The sequence below is a fragment of the Bradyrhizobium sp. Kon37 genome (assembly GCF_055807535.1).
The window spans coordinates 64657-80567 of record NZ_JBVVOY010000021.1 but is presented as its reverse complement, the minus strand read 5'-3'; the positions used below and the strand labels follow the sequence as shown (position 1 = coordinate 80567).

Here is a 15911-nt window from a genome sequence, read left to right as displayed (position 1 = left end):
TCGATGGTGTTTGTCAGCGATTCCTTCATTTTTGTTTTTTTGCCTCTGTTTTTGCTCGCCTATGCGATCGCCCCTGCAAGATTCCGTAACTTCACGATCCTCGTGTTCAGCTTGATCTTTTACGGCTGGTGGCGATTCGATTTTCTGCCTCTCCTCGTTGCGATTGCCTGCTGGTCGTGGGCGACGGGCCTTTGGATCGTCCGAAGCGATGGCGGCGAGCGCCAATTTGCCCTGCTCGCTGCTATCCTTGCGCCTATTGCGAGTCTGATCTGGTTCAAATACGCCAACCTTCTCGCTGAAAGCGCGCTGGCCCTTGGTGCTTCAGCGGGACATTGGACCGCGATTCCTTTGCCAATCGGCCTCTCATTCTTCGTGTTTGGCGCGATATCCTACTCAGTTGACGTCTTCAGGAAGACGGTCGCCGCCGAGACCAGCTTCGTGAATTACGCAACCTACCAGGCCATGTTTGGCCACCTGGTCGCAGGTCCTGTGGTCCGCTATCAGTCCGTCGCGGAACGGCTGTCGTCACGCTCCTTCGACCTCGCGGAATTCACGGAAGGCTGGCGCCGTTTCATGCTCGGCTTTGCACAAAAGGTGCTGCTCGGGGATACGCTCGCACCACTTGTCGACGCCGGGTATGCGCTGCCAAACCCGAGCACGGCCGATGTGGCCTTGACGGCCGCAGCCTACACGCTGCACCTGTATTTTGATTTTGCCGGTTACAGTAGCATGGCCATCGGGCTGGGACTGATGGTCGGCCTGAAATTCCCGGAAAATTTCGACAATCCCTATCTGAGCAGATCCATCACCGAGTTCTGGCGCCGCTGGCATATCAGCCTGTCAAGCTGGCTCCGCGACTACATTTACATACCCCTTGGCGGAAACCGCGCTGGCAAGGCTCGCTCCTATTTCAACCTCTTGCTGACCATGGCGCTCGGCGGGCTCTGGCACGGAGCGAGCTGGACATTTCTGGTCTGGGGCATTTGGCATGGAGTTGGATTGATGGTTGCACGGCTGTGGCATGCAGCTGGCGGACCGGCGATCCCTTCAGTAGCCGCCCACTTTCTGACCTTGATTTTTGTGATGATCGGTTGGCTGCTATTTCGGGCCCAGGACTGGCATGTTGTCCAGACAATGATGACGGCACTGCTGGGGCTTAACGGGCTGTCCCTTTCATCACCAATGACCGCGGCGGCAAGACCTGTCGAACTGCTCACGCTCGGGGTGAGCCTCTTCGTAGTGTACGCCCCGGCACTGCCTGAATACCCGCTGCGACGTTACATCGATCGTCCACGGTTTGAACTGGCGCTCTTGCTATGGCTCTGCGCGTTATGGACGATGCAAAGCCGTACCGTGATTCCCTTCCTGTATTTCCAGTTCTGAGGGACGCGGGATGATCCGGCCTTTGCTCGTACTCGCAGTTATCTTCTCGGGCCTCGTCGCCGTGCTGACCAGAGGTCACGAAGCACTCGGCCAGGTGTTGAAAACGACGACAGTAAACGATTTAGCCTACGGCGGCTTCGCGCAGAAAATCGACAAAGCAATCTTTGGAGCGGTGCCGCGAAGCGTCACGCTGGACGGCCTGGTGACAGGGCTGGAGTATCGGTTACTGGGCGACGCCGGGCCACAGGTCCGCGCCGGGTGCGGTGATTGGCTCTACAGCATCGAAGAAGTGCGGGCCGAACGCAATGATCGCGAAAGGATGGCTCTCCGCGCGGAGATGCTGCAACGGCTGGTCCGGGCAATCAAACAATCGGGCGCGCGCCTCGTTATTGTCCCTGTACCGGACAAGGCAGACCAGGTGGAAGACAAGCTCTGCGGCATCACGGCTGTACAATCACGCTTGCGAGACCGATTCTGGAGTGAACTGGCACGCGTCGACGGCGCGTTTGTCGTCGATCTCCGCGACACCTGGCCCAGACCTGGCTATTGGAGGACCGATACGCATTGGGATCAGGCTGGCGCACGCTTTGCCGTCGAGCGGATCAGGCAGGCCGTTTCTGGCACGCTCGCTCCCGGACAAGACGCAATCAAACTGATCGAGGGGCCACTACGCGAGCGTACCGGTGATTTGTTAAGACAATCCGGGCTGACCCATGCGCCACGTGCGCTGGCCCCGGCTCCCGAGCAGGAGCAGGAGGTCAAAGCCGAGATTTCGCACGCGCGCGGACTGCTCGACGACGCAGCCGAACCGTCAATCATTCTGGCTGGATCTTCGTTTTCTTTGAACTCGGGATTCTTCGAGTATCTTCAGGCTGCTCTCACCAGAGAAGTGGCCCAGGTCAGCCAGCCCGGCGGCGGCTTCGCCGGCGCGCTGCTTGAAACCCTCGAGAAAAGAGCTGGGAGCCTGGACAAGAACAAGGTGGTGATATGGGAGTGGCCTATGCGATCCCTCGTCGTCCCTCTTAGTGAGGGCGAGAAGATGTTCATGCGGTAGATCAGGTGATTCAGTGAACCCTCGCCCGACAAGATTAATGGTGGCTGTTGCAACCGCGTGGCTTGCACTCGCGTCGTCTGCAGTGGCACACGACGCTGTCATCGAGGGGAAGTCCAACTGGCTCTTTGCCGGTTGGGAGAGCCTCACCGTGACCCGCCCTGAGGCAGAGCGCACGTCCATCCAGCTTATTTCAGACGTCGAACGCCTGCTCGCTCAGAAAAACGTCAAATTGATTGTGGCAATTGTCCCGCTCAAGCCCCGATTCTATGAGAGCTTGCTACCCGACGGATCAGCGATGTCCGACGCTGTTCGCGGGCGCTATGACCGGGAGCTCACCGGACTCCGTGCTGCTGGAGTCAATGCGCCCGACCTCCGGGATGCCTTCAAGACAGTCACGGCCGATGGCAAGGAAGTATTTTACCGCACCGATTTTCATTGGACGACGTTCGCTGCCGAAGCGACAGCGGATCTTGTCGCTGGTGTAATCGCCGCCGGGGCGCCTTTGCCGGGGAAGCCCGGCGGCGGAACCCGGTTGGGCGAATGGATGAGCGATCGGCATCTTGGCGACCTCGCGGCCAACTTCCTGCCTCCGGACCGGAAGCGGGCCATCGGGCCGGATGTCTATGTCATACGGGCGACCGCTGCGCCGGCCGCCGGACTGCTCGACCCGGACCCATCTCCGGTCGCCGTGGTCGGCAACAGTTTCGTGCAGCCTTACTTCGGCTTTCCGCAGCGACTGTCCAACAGGATTGACCGCCCGGTCGCGCTGAAGTGGAATCCCGGAGACGTCGGGCCCTGGGCTACGCTCCTGCAATATCTCCGGTCCCCTGAATTCACGGCCGCGCCAATCAGATATCTGGTCTGGCAGCTCAACGAAGCACAGATACAGAACGGACCTGACGCCCTTGGCGAATGGGCACCGCAAAGTATTTCCAGCCCCAATGACTGGCGCGCCAGGGTTAGTGATGCCTTGTCAAATCGATGAAAAGCTTAATTTTGTCTGACGTATAATTTTGTGCCTGAAATTGCTGAAGAAATACAGCAGCAATTCAGCAACACGCCCGGAAAAAGCATGAATTTTGAAGACGTTGCTCTAATCGTTCGCCGGATTCCGGTTCCGCCAAATCCGTAGCTCAGCTAGGCTGGTCTCCTCGGTTTCACATGCCTGTGGGGGCTATGATTATCTGGCGCGCAGAACGTCCAGGACGACGTAAGCTGCAGGCTGTCATCGGCGGCCTGGTGCTTTCGCTTGTCCTGGTCTGCCCGGTAGCTGCCCAAACGGCTGATCCGGATCGCCCGCTCGAAGGGGAAGCCTACACCTCTGCTGAAGCGGCCTATAAGGCGTTTGAACAGGGCAACTATCAAGCGGCAGCAAACCAGGCTGCAACATCGGTGAACTTGCGTCCCGATATCCTTCGCCTGCGATTGCTGCTGATTGACTCAACTATCGCCGCAGGAAATCTCGCAGCAGCCGAGCAGGCGACAGCGGCGGCGCTTTCAACCTTTTCCGCCAACCAGGAACTGCAGTCCCGGCAGTCCAGCATTCGCCAGCGCCTCGCGCAGCAACCGGCTGGGGAGGGCTACAAGGCGCTGGAACGCGGCGATACCAAAGCCGCCATTCGCGCCGCCCGCCGGGCCGTGGAGTACGGGCCGGACGTGATGTCCTACCGCCTGCTATTGCTCGCAGCCCAGCTCGCTGACAACAGCCTTTCGGCGGCTGCCGAAACCGCAGCGGAGGCGATCAGGCTCGATCCAGGCAATTATGTGCCGGTCGTCTGGCGGGCCTACATCTACCAGAGGCTTGGGAACCGGACCCTCGCCCTGGCCGACCTGAACGCGGCACTCGCCCTTCCCGACCTCACCGACGCTGAGAAAAAGCAGATTCGGCTGATTGCGGCCGATGCAGCACTTGCGTCCGGTGACTACCGCGCAGTTCAAACCCTGCTTCAGCCGTATCCAAAAACGGATCCGCTGGTTGTTGCACGGATCGGCGACGCTGATGCGGTTGCCGAAGGCAAGGCGACGCTGAAAGGCGACGGCAAACTCTTACCCATGCCAGTGCAGGATTGCCGCGACACGCCGTACGGCTCCGTATGCAGTCTGCAAGCGCCCTACGTTCAGAGTATCGCCACTCCGATCGACAGGAAGGCCGAAGGCATCGAGGCGGCAGGACGAGCCTATGAGGCCAGCCGGGCAAGGAATTACGGGGTAGCCATCGAGGAAGCCAGGAAAGCGGTTGCGGGCATGCCCGAGATCGCCAGCACGCGCTTGCTACTGATCAACCTGCAGCTCAGTGCTGGTCGGTCGGCTGAGGCGGAAGCCACCGCGAGCCGTGCGATCGCGGAAGGTTTGGCGACCGCCGAGATCTATGCCCAACGGGGGTTCGCGCGTGTCCGCATTGGCAAGGACAGGGGTGCGATGGCAGATTGGGAAACCTCGCTGGCGCGAGGGCTTCCAGTCGAGCAAGTCCGGAATGTCCGTCTCGCGCTGGTCGACACCGCGCTCAAGGCCAGGGAACCCCAACGGGCGATCCGGGCTATTCCGCGCACCGGCCTCGACTATGAATTCACGATCAGGCGCGCTTACGCGAACCAAAGCCTGGGACACAAGGAAGAAGCCTTGCGCGACTTCAAGTCTGCGGAGCGGTTATCGACCAGCAACGCCCAGCGAGATGGTGCCATCCAGGCCGAGATCAATACTCTCCTGGAGCTGGGCCGGAAGCCCGAAGCAGGCGCGATCTTTGATGCGGCAATTGCTCGCGGCCAACTTGGCTCGATCAGGGAACCGGACCTGGCCTACATCGGGGTGGCCGTCGGCAATGACGAAGTGGCTCTCGAGCTGTTCGATCGCGCGAAAGCCAGCGGCGCACTTCCGCCTCGTGCGACCATCGATGCCGGCTACACGGCCATGCGGCGGTTTCAAAATCCGAAAGCTATCGCGTATCTCAAGGAAGGCATCGATGCGAAAGCTGATGGGCGCGTCAACATCGATGACCAGAAGCTGTTCGAGACCCGGCGAACGGTCGCCGATCTCACACGGACGTGGGGTATCAACAGCTCAATCTCCTACGGCAAGGTTGGATCGGCTCCCAATCCCTTCCTGACGATTAACTCGCCGGGAAGCAGCTATACATCGCAATTCGGATCCGAGCTCTACTACCGTCCCGAAGCGTTCGGAAACCGCAACGGCGCCCTGTTCGAAGTCTTCGGCCGCGTGTTCGAGACGCTTTATGATCAGGCGGGCGGGCCGACCGGACTGCCCACCACACAAGGCATGGCCGGCGCGCGGTGGAAGCCGTTCTCGGAGCACAATCTTGTCCTCGAGGTCGACAAGCTGTTCAGGCTGGGCGACGCGGCGCGCAACGATACGCTCCTCAGGGGAGCCTATTCCTATACGGTCGGCACTGACTTGCGGGCGATCGATACGCACTGGCCGACCTGGTACATCTACACGGAAATCGACCGCTTCTTTGAGAAGACGCAGCTGGTCGGACTGTTCGAAGGGCGGTTTGGTCACAGCTTCCGGCTGGATCCTGTCAGCAGGAATCTCGTGCTCTTTCCGCACGCTGTGATCGCGGCCAGCTATGATGATTCGTTCGCGGTTCATGACGCCTACTCGGCCGGCGTCGGCGGCTCGATCCGGTACTGGTTCGGTGAGACCAGATATGTTGCGCCCCCCTCATATTGGGAATTGACGCTGCAATACCGTTTCAGGCTGGCAGGCGACAAACGTGCCGAGGGCATTTTCGCGCAGACATCCATCAACTACTGAACATCGCTCTGGCTGCCGGTCGTCTCCCGAAGCTCGCGCCGCCCGGCAGACAGCTTCGCGGAATGTGGCGGCTAACCTGCTGGGTTTGTTTTACGCGCCGTCGAATGGAGGATCAGCCAAGGTGGTGCGAATTCGAGTGCAGCATTGCCTGCCAGTCGCCCGCGTTAAGGTTGAGAAGTTAGATTACCATCAGTTCGCAATTGAGCTCAGCAACAAAGATTGCAACACTTGCGAGCGGCCATGAGCCCCCATGGCAAGTCTGAGATCACCAATGCTGATCACGTGTTGGGCTATATGGGTCTTCGCCTCGATACTGGCGAGTGCCGCACGTCTGACTTCGTTCGACCCTTCGCGTGAGATCAATCACCGGGCGATGCAAACAACAATTGATGATCGCGGCCACTAAGGCGCTTGTTGGTCTATGTCAAACTGGTTTCTTCATGGGTCACCACGTTCAACATCTTCGTGCGGCAGCTGCCTGAGCGTCATGAGGATCGCCGGGCTGGATCAAATATATTGCGTAAAGTCCTTATATTATCGAGGCTGGTTTGCTCTGCGTCGGGAGCTACCCCCAAATAGTCCTATATCCACGGAAATTATTCAGGGGGCGCACTTTTTTTTCGCTTGTCCACACTCGCTCCGCAGCAGCTCGGTCCCGATTTCCAATCCGCTGCTAATGGACTCAGCACCGACGCGCGTTTTCGCGGATTTTCGAGTGGTCCCCCGCCGGCGAGATCAACTCCAATACCGGTCAATAACGTTGAAGTCTGCTAGCGCCATCCATTGCGGGGCCAGCCGGCGTCTATCTAGTGTTGGTCCGCGACCACAGGCTAGCGGATGTGCAAACCGGTGCCCGCATAATTCAAGGGGCTGCAACTCCTCGCTTTTCGTTCGGAACGCGAAAATGCTGGACCCGCATTAGGACCCGCCAGCAGCTAGCTTGTATCTCCTCGAGCTGATCTGCCCCAAATCGGCCACTCAAATCCCAACCGGGCGCGATTCGAGGTTATGTAGAACGCTCTCGTGGACGAGACGTGTCTGTCCCCCAGCAGTAGTTGGCCGGGCTCCACGCGACTTCTGTGGTAGGGTAGCTGTGGGCCCGCAAAGCCACATGAGAACATTGACTAGCCGAATGGGTACGCCGAGCGAAATGGGGGGGTGAGGCATCCCTGCCCGGCTGGGCTTGATACAGAAGGCTCACCCGGCGCCTGAGCGTTTGGAGCGTTCGTCGACCGGCCACCTTCCCGACAAGCCCTCAAGCTCGTTCTCTTTCGCCGCAACTCGATCTGAGCGATCGCGAAGTCCGTTCTGCACGTTCAGGTGCACGGCTAGAAGCCCGTGGTGCATCCTCAAATCCTCAAGCGACTGACCGTCCTTGAGCCCTTGAGCCGGTCGCGGGTCAAATAATGATGCTTGTTGGCCGATGAAGCCATTCCGCTGGGCCGCGAAGTACCCCCGAAACAATTGGTGTCTAGCGTCGTTGCCAATCAACAAGGGGATGGCGGTCATGTTGAACGTGCTTCTGGACGCGATTTACGGCGGCGTCATTTCGGCCTCCATTCCCGGCATGAAGAGCCAGGGAGCGGCACAATCAAGCGCCCCCGCGAGCAGCGCTCCTTGGCTATCGGATTTGGTCCAAGCGCTGGACAGGATCAATGAGCTTCCCTCGCCCCGTCCGTCCGAGATCGACGCATGTTATGCTCAGCTACGTCTACCGAGCGCGCCCGCTCAGGTGACGCTGCACTGAGCACGGCGAGCTGCGACGCAGCCCCCTGAAGCGGCGTTACTTCATCAAGTACCACAAGATCGCTAGCCCAAAGCATCAAGGGCAAGCGTGATGAGGATGGACGCCACTATTGTTTCGCCCATTCCCGATACGACACTCCGAATTTACCCCTGCGTGCACCGCGATCCACACTTTTGATACGTCAGCGCCGGCCTTGCAGATCACCAAGATCGCCAGCAGAACCGGCAGGCAGGCTCGACCGTGAATGTCTCAATGTCCACTGCGTTTCCTCACCCGCGTGAGCTAGTGGCGGGAGCGCGGCCGGACTTACCTAGAATGCATGCTTTGTGATGTACTTACGATGCCGCTTTGCCGAAGGCACGCCTCCAGTGGGACGCGCCACATGCTCGTAAGGCTGTGGAATTGGCCACTGGACGATCATTGCCACCGACCACTCGGTTTCGTTCGCGCGGCGATCGTCGTCTCGATTTCCTGAACCATCTCTCGTACCCGTTCTGCAAGCCGTTCGAACAGCGCTCGCGTCTGCCTATCGGGTGCAGTTCTCGCCAACCGAGCACAATAGCCTGCCTCCGGTCGAAACTTATCAAGTTGAGCAATAAGCTCTTCCATTCTCGCTCTTCTACTCCCCTACGTTCCAAGAGCTGTTTAGCGGCGACCTACCCGCCGGACACCTGGGAAATTTCCCAAGGTCGAAAGGCGTACAAATGGCGGCTCCAGCGAGAAGCAGGCTCAAGGAAGCCTGGGCTCAGAGCTTCTATCGCGACGACGCTCGACGACGGAGTCACGGTGCCGCCCCCTGAAGTTCAGCAACCGCCGTGATGATCCCCGCATTTCAGTCCAAGGTGGACCGATTAGCTGAGGCTCTCCCGCTAACGCATTGAAGAAGCTGCGATAAGCAAGCCGGCCGTTTGCGGGCGCGGACCCACCAGCAGCGGTGTTCTACTGCTCCCGCGACCGCAAGGGTGAGCATCCGCGGGGCATTTGGCCCGGTATGCCGGCATCCTGCAGGCCGACGCCTATGACGGGTACGACCAGCTCTGTCTGGCCGGGCGCCAGCCCGGACCGATCCGGGAAGCTGCCTGCTGGTCGCATGCAAGGCACCCATTCTTTGCCATGGCTGACATCGAAGAGAATGCCCGGCGCAAGGCCGCCGGCAAAAAGGAAATCCCACTCTCTCCGGTCGCGATCGAGGTCGTGCGAAGGATCGATGCGTTGTTCGAGATCGAACGGTTCCTCAACGGCACGAGCGCCGAGGAGCGCCTTCAGGTGCGACGGATGCTGAGCCGGCCCATGGTCGAAGAACTACGGGTCCAAAATGCGCGAACAGCTCGCCAAATTGTCCCGCCGCCAAAACCCGGCCAAGGCGTTCAACCACATCCTGAAGCGACGGCCGAGCTTCACGCTGTTCCTGGAAGATGGACGCGCCTCTCCAACAATACCGCCGAACGGGCTTGCGAGGCATCGCTCTTGAACGGAAGTCCTGGCTGTTCTGCGGATCTGATCGCGGAGGGCGGCGCGCCGCAGCAATGTACAGCCTCATCGCCACAGCGAAATGAACGGCATCGACCCACAGGCCTGGCTCACCAATATCCTCGCCCGCATCCCGCCCATCCGGCTCATCGGCTGGACGAACTTCTGCCCTTGAATTAGACGCCGACGTCATCAGTCTCTGCTCGAGGGCATGATCACGCACGTCAAGATCCATCACGTCACCACCATCATCCAGGTCGCGAAAGACGTCGGCGAAAAGACGAAGATTGGCTGTGGGACATCGCCAACGAAATGGAGATCGAGGACGGCTACATCTGGGTCTATGGCCTCGGAGAAGACGGCATCCAGGCGTTCACAGACTTCGGAATCGAAAACCTCATCGAGCTGATCAGGTTCTACAAAGAGAACCTTGGACTGCTCAGGCGCTAATCCTGCGGCCTACGCCGAATGGATACGCTGATGGTGACGGGCTGCTTCTGTTCACCCACTGCCGGCCCGTGTCACCATATCTGCAAAGCGGTGCCACAAGGCTGTGAGGGCTATCGCGAGCGAGCACCGCACATGTTGCTAAGGGCAGTAGGCGTATCCCCGCGCCAGGAGACCGGGTGAGAGGTGACGTCAGTGCGAACCGGCTTTATGGCGACATCATGAAGTCGGCTGCCTTACGGCCTTGCCCCGGGCTAAACTGCTTGGCGACCAACACTAGCTCCATCCCGTGGAGGCGCGCCGGAACTCCGCGCGCAGAGTTCCAGCCAGGCCGGTTTGAATGAACACAAAAAGAGAGACTTAGTAATTTAGGTTACAGACAGCCCCGGAGACTATCGGCATTTTGCTTCTTTTTGGAGGACCCGGGGATGAAGAAGTCGTCTCAGATTTTGTTCGGAAATGATAATCAAAAATCAATCATCGAAGCCGAGAAGCGGCTCGCCCTGCTGACCAAAATGCAGCGGCTTCTCAACGGGGAAGGGTACGAATTCCCGGATCAGGCCCCGCCACGGCTCAACAAACAAGTCGAGCAACCATCGCGTAGACGCTGGCAGACTAGATAGCCAGATCGTATTGCATTCGCATGCGATGGGCGATCTCCTCCACCCTCCTCTGAAAGCCGATGGGATTGCCCGGCGCTGACAACACTACCGGTTGCCAGCCGTAAGCGTGGTCAGGCCGGATGGTGAGGCTGAGCCCTGGCACCCCGACCACTCCGCTGATCATCTCCGAGAGTTCTCGGATCGACTTCCTCTCCTTAGCCATCAGGCACTCCCTTTGAATGCTCAAGGCAAGCGCAGAAAAGTTAAGACGGACGTAATCAAAAGGCAGAAATCGGGTGAGACCTGCATCATCCCGCCGCCCTTGATAGCATTCCCTGCATAAACATGAGCTACAGGGCGTCCAAACAGTAGCGGCTAGAAGGTGCTCCATCACGCCGAAGCAGCTGGGCAGCCCGTGCTGTAAAGCCTTCCGTCGTGCGAAAGGCAGGCGATCCAGTCGCCTTTCAGCGGACGATCGTTATGCCCCGAACATCCAGGCGATACCCGTGGTCAAGGCCCAAAGCCAGGCCACCGTCCCGACTACCAGCGACGTCACGTAAATCGAGAGCATTTAACTATCCCTAGTGGCGTACAGCGCGGGAAGAATCAGCCTCGAGCACACGCTGTCTTAGCCGCAATACTTCCAGGTAGCGGCTCGCGATAGTCTCGGGGGCGGCAGCCCTCTTCGACATCCGCTGGACCTTCTTCAGCTCGCGAGGTTTGCGCCCCTTGTGCAATGCGTCCTTCATGGCAATCTCCAAAACCAACGAAAAGCAAAACACATACCAACAAAGCCGACATACCAACAAAGCCGACATGCCCCACCGGAGCGAAGTTTGGTCGCGCCTGTGCGCGAGCTCGTTCAATCAAGGTCCCGTGATGACCGCAATCCCGACGGAGCTGAATAAGCCAGCGCGCCATTCCGCTGGCAGTCGTACGGCGAGAAAATCCGCACGAGCGCGGTCTGTCACAAGAATGGTCGTAGCCTACCGCCGGAGCTCGGTTTTCGTCAATTTTGATTACGCCGGGAGCGTGAGCAGTTCCAGATGAACGGCCCTCATGGCCCGTTCGGAAACGTGAACCCGCCTACCCTGTGCGGGTTCACAAGAAGGCGCGAGGACCCAGCTGGACTGCTACCAAAGTTGAAGCCGAGATGTCGGCTCTGGCATAAAGCGCGCGTTCCAGGACTAGCGGGTTTACTGCGGCAAATTGCCCGGACACTGTCGCCTCACTGTCATCAGGACGTCGGAACCGGTGTGCGACTTCTCCCTGCACCACAAAGCAAGGGAGTTGTTTCTGATGTTTCGTAAAGTAGCTGCGCTGTCCGTCGCAGCAGTTCTGGCCCATGCAGTACCCGCTTCAGCTGATGTGATCAGCAATCCGACCAACACTTATAGCTTCGGCTCGTTATCGGGCTCGTTGACCGGCGGCCAGCAAACGCAATTCGTTGGGGAGACGTTCACCGCTCCGGTGACCGGCTCGCTCACGGACTTCAAGTTCACGCTCAATAGCTCGAGCCTTACCTCACTGTACGCTGCCGTCTACGCTTGGGACGGCTCCAAGCCGACCGCCTTGCTTTGGCAGAGCCCGGTGGTGGCCGGGAGTGCCGGCATTCTCGACTTCTCGCCGGTGGGTGCCAACGTAACGCTCGGCCAGAGCTATGTGGCGTTCCTCAGCACCTACGGAATTGCCAACAATAGCGGCTCGGCGACTGTTGGATCCTGCTTGAACTTCGGGGGCTGCACCGCCAACTCCGTTTCCAATCTCGGCACGTTGGTATGGAGCACGATCTATTCCGACACCGTGCCCCTTCCCACACCCAATCTGACCCAGACGGCATGGAATTCGGCGATCAACAATTTTTCAGACCTCACATTCTCGGCGACATTCACGAGCGCAGTCCCCGAGCCCTCGACCTGGGCGATGTTCATCTTGGGCTTCGCGGGCATCGGCTTCATTGCCTGTCGTCGGAAGCAGGGTGGGGCTCCGGTGACTGCGGCTTGAGTATCGTCCAGCTCTCGCGAGCCGAAAGACCGCCCGTGAGGGCGGTCTTTCGCAGGTCAGCGCCAACCCGGTTAGTTATTAACATTTAAATTTCGCAGATTTAATTGATATATATTGACTCGAGCCCGATTCCTGATTTATTCGCATAGTCTGGTGACTACGCCAGAATTTCCATCGTTTGCGGGCCGGAGGCCTCTATGAGACTGTTTCGGGATTTGGGATTTGCTGCGGTTCTTGCGCTTGGATTGAGCGCGACGAGCGCAAGCGCATCCACATTCACAGGTTCGACCACGGGGTGCTTCGGCTCGTCCTGCACCGCCACGGATCATACCCTTTCGTTCCAGGGGACGACCTTCACGAACGTGGCCGCTGGCGCCACGGTCGATCTTGGCTCTTTCACGCTGAAGAACACCGGGCTTTTTAACCCTTACGCGTTTCTCGGGGATGCATTCAATCTGACTGTCTCGCTCACCTCTCCTGTGACGACGGGGCTGAACTTCCCCGCAAGCGTCACCGGCCTCATCACAGTTCTCGGCGGCCTGGTCTATATCGACTTTCAGCCTCAGAGCCTGAATTTCGGTGGTAACCAGTACACGCTGACCCTTGATGACGTTCTGCTCGGCACGACCATCCGCTATCGGACCGACATCGATCACCTGAACGGAACGTTCGCGATCAATTCGGCCGTTCCCGAGCCATCAACCTGGGCCATGATGGTCCTGGGCTTTGCCGGCCTCGGCTTCATGGCGCACCGTCGTCGCAATCAAAGCTCTGCTCGCCTTGCGGCATAAGCAATCCTGTTCGGACTTGCACGAAGACCGCCTTCTGGCGGTCTTTTTGTTGCGCTGCCTATTCGTTGACGAAGTGCTCCAGCGGAGAGCAGGACCAAAGCGCGTCGAGGCGCGCTCCTGACTGGGGAGGAGCGGCCGGGTGTCCCTCTGCAAGCTGCAAGTCGACAATGGATCGCTATGCTGCTACGTTTTCGGGCATGCACCGCGAAGTTAAAGAGATGTTGGCCGGCTCTACCGCCATCCTCCTGTTTGGGGCAGCTCTCATTCAGTGGCCGTCATTCGGCCTGTTTGTAGATCAGCACCTCGCCTCTCATCTAGGCGCCGTCTGGCATTCGATACCGCGCGCCTTCTGAGAGACGATCGGGAGCGCTGTGAGGTCGGGTTGCTGATCGCTCGCGATCGTGCGGATCGAAAATAACCGGTTGTCTTCGAGGATATTGCTAACCTTCCTTGAACCACCGGCCGCCACCCCGTCCATGTCGAGCTCAAGAAAAAGCCGCCCAACTGAGGCGGCTTTGGTTGTCGCTTTGAGGCTGAGTTCAGACTCGGCGGAACGAAGGCTTGTTCTTCTGTCGATAGCCCATGAAGCCCAGACCAGCGAAGCCCAGGATCATCATCGCCCAGGTCGAGGGCTCGGGAACGGCATCCACCGTGCTGATAACAACGCTGTCAAAGGCGGAATTGAAGTCACTCCCCGGATCTCCACTAATGAACCTGAAGGTCAAGGAATCCTTCAATGAGAAGCCGTTGTATGTAAACTGCTCCCACTTCTGGGTTGCCTCATCGGGCACCCCGATCGTCGTCGCTTGGAAGGCTTGGTCGCCATTGACGAGCAGATTGACAGTCGTCGAAGTCCCGAAAATGGGGGGATCAAACACTGTTCCTACCCAGAACGAGACGGCGTAGCCCTTGTTGAGGAGACCCGTCACTGTCACTTCAACACCATTGGCACCGTTTGTATCTTGACCGGCAAGATCCGCCCACTGTGCGGAGCCGCCCTGAGCAATGAAATTAAAGCCCCGCTGACTGAAGTCCGTAGTGACAACTGAAATTGCGTCCGATCGGGGAGAAGATCCAACTACTGTCCAAGGACCAATCTTCGCATTGGTCGCATAATTGTCGTATCCACCGGAATCGCCGCTCAGTCGGGCCGGTCCCGTATGAACAACTGTTGGAAGCTCGAACCCATCCTGGAAAAGAATTGCGGCAGTTGCCACCTTCGGAAATAACAGAGCGGCTGAAAGAGCCAGCGCAAGAACCAAGGCACTCGAACGCGTCATGGAACCTCCAAAAATTTTATTTAAAAATTAGTTAATATGAACACATCCGGCCTGCAGCGGCAAGCGCCATTAGCTGACGATCGTGCGCCGATGCCGCTTTGGCGGAAAAGAAATAGAAGTCGGGTTAGGCAACCTAAAGTTAACCCTTCAGCGACTAGGATCTCAATCTGCCCGGCCCAATCCCGGACAGGCCTTTTGGTAAGCTTAGACCCCAGCCCCGTCTCAACCCGGTGCTGGGGTTTTTGTTTGAAGAAGGGGTTACTGGGTACTGATCACCAGCGTTCCCTCGCAAACATGATTGGAGCAAAAGGCTTGTCCTCTGCGCCGCTATGACAAGCAGGCTCCCCGTCGGTCCTCTTGGCTTAACCAACACCGCCCGAATGCTAAGAATCCGTTATTTTTGTTTGACGGCAGTGCGGTTTCAGATAACAAGTAAAATCTAATCTAATTTTAAAGCGAGGACGCTATGTTTCGTCGATTGATGTTGGGAGCCTTGGCTGGCGCGATCTGGGCCGTGTCACCCGCGGGCGCTGCGACCCTTACAGGGACACTGACGTCAGACAATGCATTTCAGGCTTATATCAGCAACAGCGACTCAACACTGGGGAACTTGATTACGCCTGGTGGGACCGGTTCGGACTGGCGTAGCCCGCAGTCGTTTAATGTGAATCTTGGGGCTGGCACCTGGTATCTCCACATCGTTGCGGAGAATTTCGCTTCCGACGCCGATCATACCACCACCCCGGCCAACCCGGGCGGAAACCCGAACGCGATCCTTGGGCAGTTTGGGCTGACAGGAGGCTTGTTTGGAAATGGTTCAACAACCCTGCTCACTTCGACGGATCCGGTCTGGCGGGCGCAGGAAGTAGCTGCGGGCGCATCATGGACTGCTCCCTCCGGAGCACCCGCGAATCAATATGCATCGGGTAATAACAACGGAGGGTCCAACATTTGGACCGGCGCTTACGGCGGACCGATCCCGGGCATTAGCACAAGCGCTGAGTGGGTCTGGGCGAATACTTCGGCAAGCAACACGGGCGAAGCTTTCTTCTCGGCGACCATCTCTGCTGTCCCCGAGCCCTCCACGTGGGCCATGATGGTCCTTGGCTTCGCTGGCCTCGGCTTTATGGCCTACCGGCGCAAGCAGGCTTCGACAGTCGCGGCACGCGCCTAACAGCCGAGGCGCACAACTATTAATCGGAAGAGCCGCCCTTTTGGGCGGCTCTTTTCTTTGGCAAGTCGAGCACCCCTAGCTCTCGAGCCAAGTAATTCGTGGCCCTCGGCTTACCATGCGCCGGGCTGGATCACCGGAGTTCAAATGCACGGACTTCCCATCAGCATCGCATGGCAAGCCGAAGGATG

Annotated in this window: 12 protein-coding genes and 2 pseudogenes; 11 read left to right on the top strand and 3 right to left on the bottom strand. The window is 58.6% G+C overall.

Features of this window, described 5'->3' with window-relative positions:
• Positions 1 to 3: 3 nt before the first annotated feature.
• From AC0L3J_RS29345 to AC0L3J_RS29330, 4 genes are all read left to right on the top strand, one after another.
• Entirely contained in the window at positions 4 to 1383 is a 1380-nt protein-coding gene (locus tag AC0L3J_RS29345) for an MBOAT family O-acyltransferase (RefSeq protein WP_473349327.1), read from the top strand.
• 10 nt (positions 1384 to 1393) lie between these two features.
• The gene (locus AC0L3J_RS29340) at positions 1394 to 2437 is read left to right on the top strand and encodes an alginate O-acetyltransferase AlgX-related protein (RefSeq protein ID WP_473349326.1); all 1044 of its coding nucleotides are present in this window, start codon (positions 1394 to 1396) and stop codon (positions 2435 to 2437) included.
• Between the two features lie 37 nt (positions 2438 to 2474).
• Positions 2475 to 3422 carry an alginate O-acetyltransferase AlgX-related protein gene (locus AC0L3J_RS29335; protein ID WP_473349325.1) on the top strand — a complete coding sequence of 316 codons (948 nt, stop codon included), beginning with the start codon at positions 2475 to 2477 and terminating at the stop codon, positions 3420 to 3422.
• 191 nt (positions 3423 to 3613) lie between these two features.
• Positions 3614 to 6208 carry an NfrA family protein gene (locus AC0L3J_RS29330; protein WP_473349324.1) on the top strand — a complete coding sequence of 865 codons (2595 nt, stop codon included), beginning with the start codon at positions 3614 to 3616 and terminating at the stop codon, positions 6206 to 6208.
• A 1197-nt stretch (positions 6209 to 7405) separates the two neighbouring features.
• On the opposite strand, the gene AC0L3J_RS29325 is transcribed toward AC0L3J_RS29330, so the two are convergent.
• Positions 7406 to 7717, bottom strand: a complete 312-nt coding sequence (locus AC0L3J_RS29325; protein WP_473349323.1) for a hypothetical protein — start codon at positions 7715 to 7717, stop codon at positions 7406 to 7408.
• Here AC0L3J_RS29325 and AC0L3J_RS29320 point away from each other — a divergent pair.
• From AC0L3J_RS29320 to AC0L3J_RS29305, 4 genes and pseudogenes are all read left to right on the top strand, one after another.
• Positions 7716 to 7955, top strand: a complete 240-nt coding sequence (locus AC0L3J_RS29320) for a hypothetical protein (RefSeq protein WP_473349322.1) — start codon at positions 7716 to 7718, stop codon at positions 7953 to 7955. The two genes, AC0L3J_RS29325 and AC0L3J_RS29320, sit on opposite strands and share 2 nt — an antisense overlap.
• 981 nt (positions 7956 to 8936) lie before the next feature.
• Complete coding sequence (locus AC0L3J_RS29315) at positions 8937 to 9605, top strand: IS66 family transposase (protein ID WP_473349321.1); 669 nt, start codon at positions 8937 to 8939, stop codon at positions 9603 to 9605.
• 31 nt (positions 9606 to 9636) lie between these two features.
• Positions 9637 to 9875 (top strand): annotated as a pseudogene (locus AC0L3J_RS29310) (hypothetical protein).
• 425 nt (positions 9876 to 10300) lie between these two features.
• The gene (locus AC0L3J_RS29305) at positions 10301 to 10495 is read left to right on the top strand and encodes a hypothetical protein (RefSeq protein WP_473349320.1); all 195 of its coding nucleotides are present in this window, start codon (positions 10301 to 10303) and stop codon (positions 10493 to 10495) included.
• Between the two features lie 560 nt (positions 10496 to 11055).
• Here the strand turns inward: AC0L3J_RS29305 and AC0L3J_RS29300 are convergent.
• Positions 11056 to 11223, bottom strand: a complete 168-nt coding sequence (locus AC0L3J_RS29300) for a hypothetical protein (RefSeq protein ID WP_156948738.1) — start codon at positions 11221 to 11223, stop codon at positions 11056 to 11058.
• Positions 11224 to 11773: 550 nt separating this feature from the next.
• Here AC0L3J_RS29300 and AC0L3J_RS29295 point away from each other — a divergent pair.
• Positions 11774 to 12478: a PEPxxWA-CTERM sorting domain-containing protein gene (locus AC0L3J_RS29295; RefSeq protein WP_473349319.1), complete on the top strand. Its 705-nt coding sequence runs from the start codon at positions 11774 to 11776 to the stop codon at positions 12476 to 12478.
• A 683-nt stretch (positions 12479 to 13161) separates the two neighbouring features.
• Positions 13162 to 13269: pseudogene (locus tag AC0L3J_RS29290) on the top strand (PEPxxWA-CTERM sorting domain-containing protein); the annotation flags it as partial.
• A 539-nt stretch (positions 13270 to 13808) separates the two neighbouring features.
• On the opposite strand, the gene AC0L3J_RS29285 reads toward AC0L3J_RS29290, so the two are convergent.
• A complete protein-coding gene (locus AC0L3J_RS29285; RefSeq protein WP_473349318.1) occupies positions 13809 to 14549 on the bottom strand; it encodes a PEP-CTERM sorting domain-containing protein in 741 nt (246 codons plus the stop codon).
• A 466-nt stretch (positions 14550 to 15015) separates the two neighbouring features.
• Here AC0L3J_RS29285 and AC0L3J_RS29280 point away from each other — a divergent pair, with 466 nt between their 5' ends.
• Positions 15016 to 15723 (top strand): PEP-CTERM sorting domain-containing protein, encoded by a 708-nt coding sequence (locus AC0L3J_RS29280; RefSeq protein ID WP_473349317.1) that lies wholly within the window; start codon positions 15016 to 15018, stop codon positions 15721 to 15723.
• The last annotated feature ends 188 nt before the right edge of the window (positions 15724 to 15911 follow it).

What these genes read in the sequence shown, in the direction of transcription:
- AC0L3J_RS29345 (WP_473349327.1), top strand. Translation starts at nt 4, where the DNA reads ATGGTGTTTGTCAGCGATTCCTTCATTTTTGTTTTTTTGCCTCTGTTT.
- AC0L3J_RS29340 (WP_473349326.1), top strand. Translation starts at nt 1,394, where the DNA reads ATGATCCGGCCTTTGCTCGTACTCGCAGTTATCTTCTCGGGCCTCGTC.
- AC0L3J_RS29335 (WP_473349325.1), top strand. Translation starts at nt 2,475, where the DNA reads ATGGTGGCTGTTGCAACCGCGTGGCTTGCACTCGCGTCGTCTGCAGTG.
- AC0L3J_RS29330 (WP_473349324.1), top strand. Translation starts at nt 3,614, where the DNA reads ATGATTATCTGGCGCGCAGAACGTCCAGGACGACGTAAGCTGCAGGCT.
- AC0L3J_RS29320 (WP_473349322.1), top strand. Translation starts at nt 7,716, where the DNA reads ATGTTGAACGTGCTTCTGGACGCGATTTACGGCGGCGTCATTTCGGCC.
- AC0L3J_RS29325 (WP_473349323.1), bottom strand. Translation starts at nt 7,717, where the DNA reads ATGACCGCCATCCCCTTGTTGATTGGCAACGACGCTAGACACCAATTG.
- AC0L3J_RS29305 (WP_473349320.1), top strand. Translation starts at nt 10,301, where the DNA reads ATGAAGAAGTCGTCTCAGATTTTGTTCGGAAATGATAATCAAAAATCA.
- AC0L3J_RS29300 (WP_156948738.1), bottom strand. Translation starts at nt 11,223, where the DNA reads ATGAAGGACGCATTGCACAAGGGGCGCAAACCTCGCGAGCTGAAGAAG.
- AC0L3J_RS29295 (WP_473349319.1), top strand. Translation starts at nt 11,774, where the DNA reads ATGTTTCGTAAAGTAGCTGCGCTGTCCGTCGCAGCAGTTCTGGCCCAT.
- AC0L3J_RS29285 (WP_473349318.1), bottom strand. Translation starts at nt 14,549, where the DNA reads ATGACGCGTTCGAGTGCCTTGGTTCTTGCGCTGGCTCTTTCAGCCGCT.
- AC0L3J_RS29280 (WP_473349317.1), top strand. Translation starts at nt 15,016, where the DNA reads ATGTTTCGTCGATTGATGTTGGGAGCCTTGGCTGGCGCGATCTGGGCC.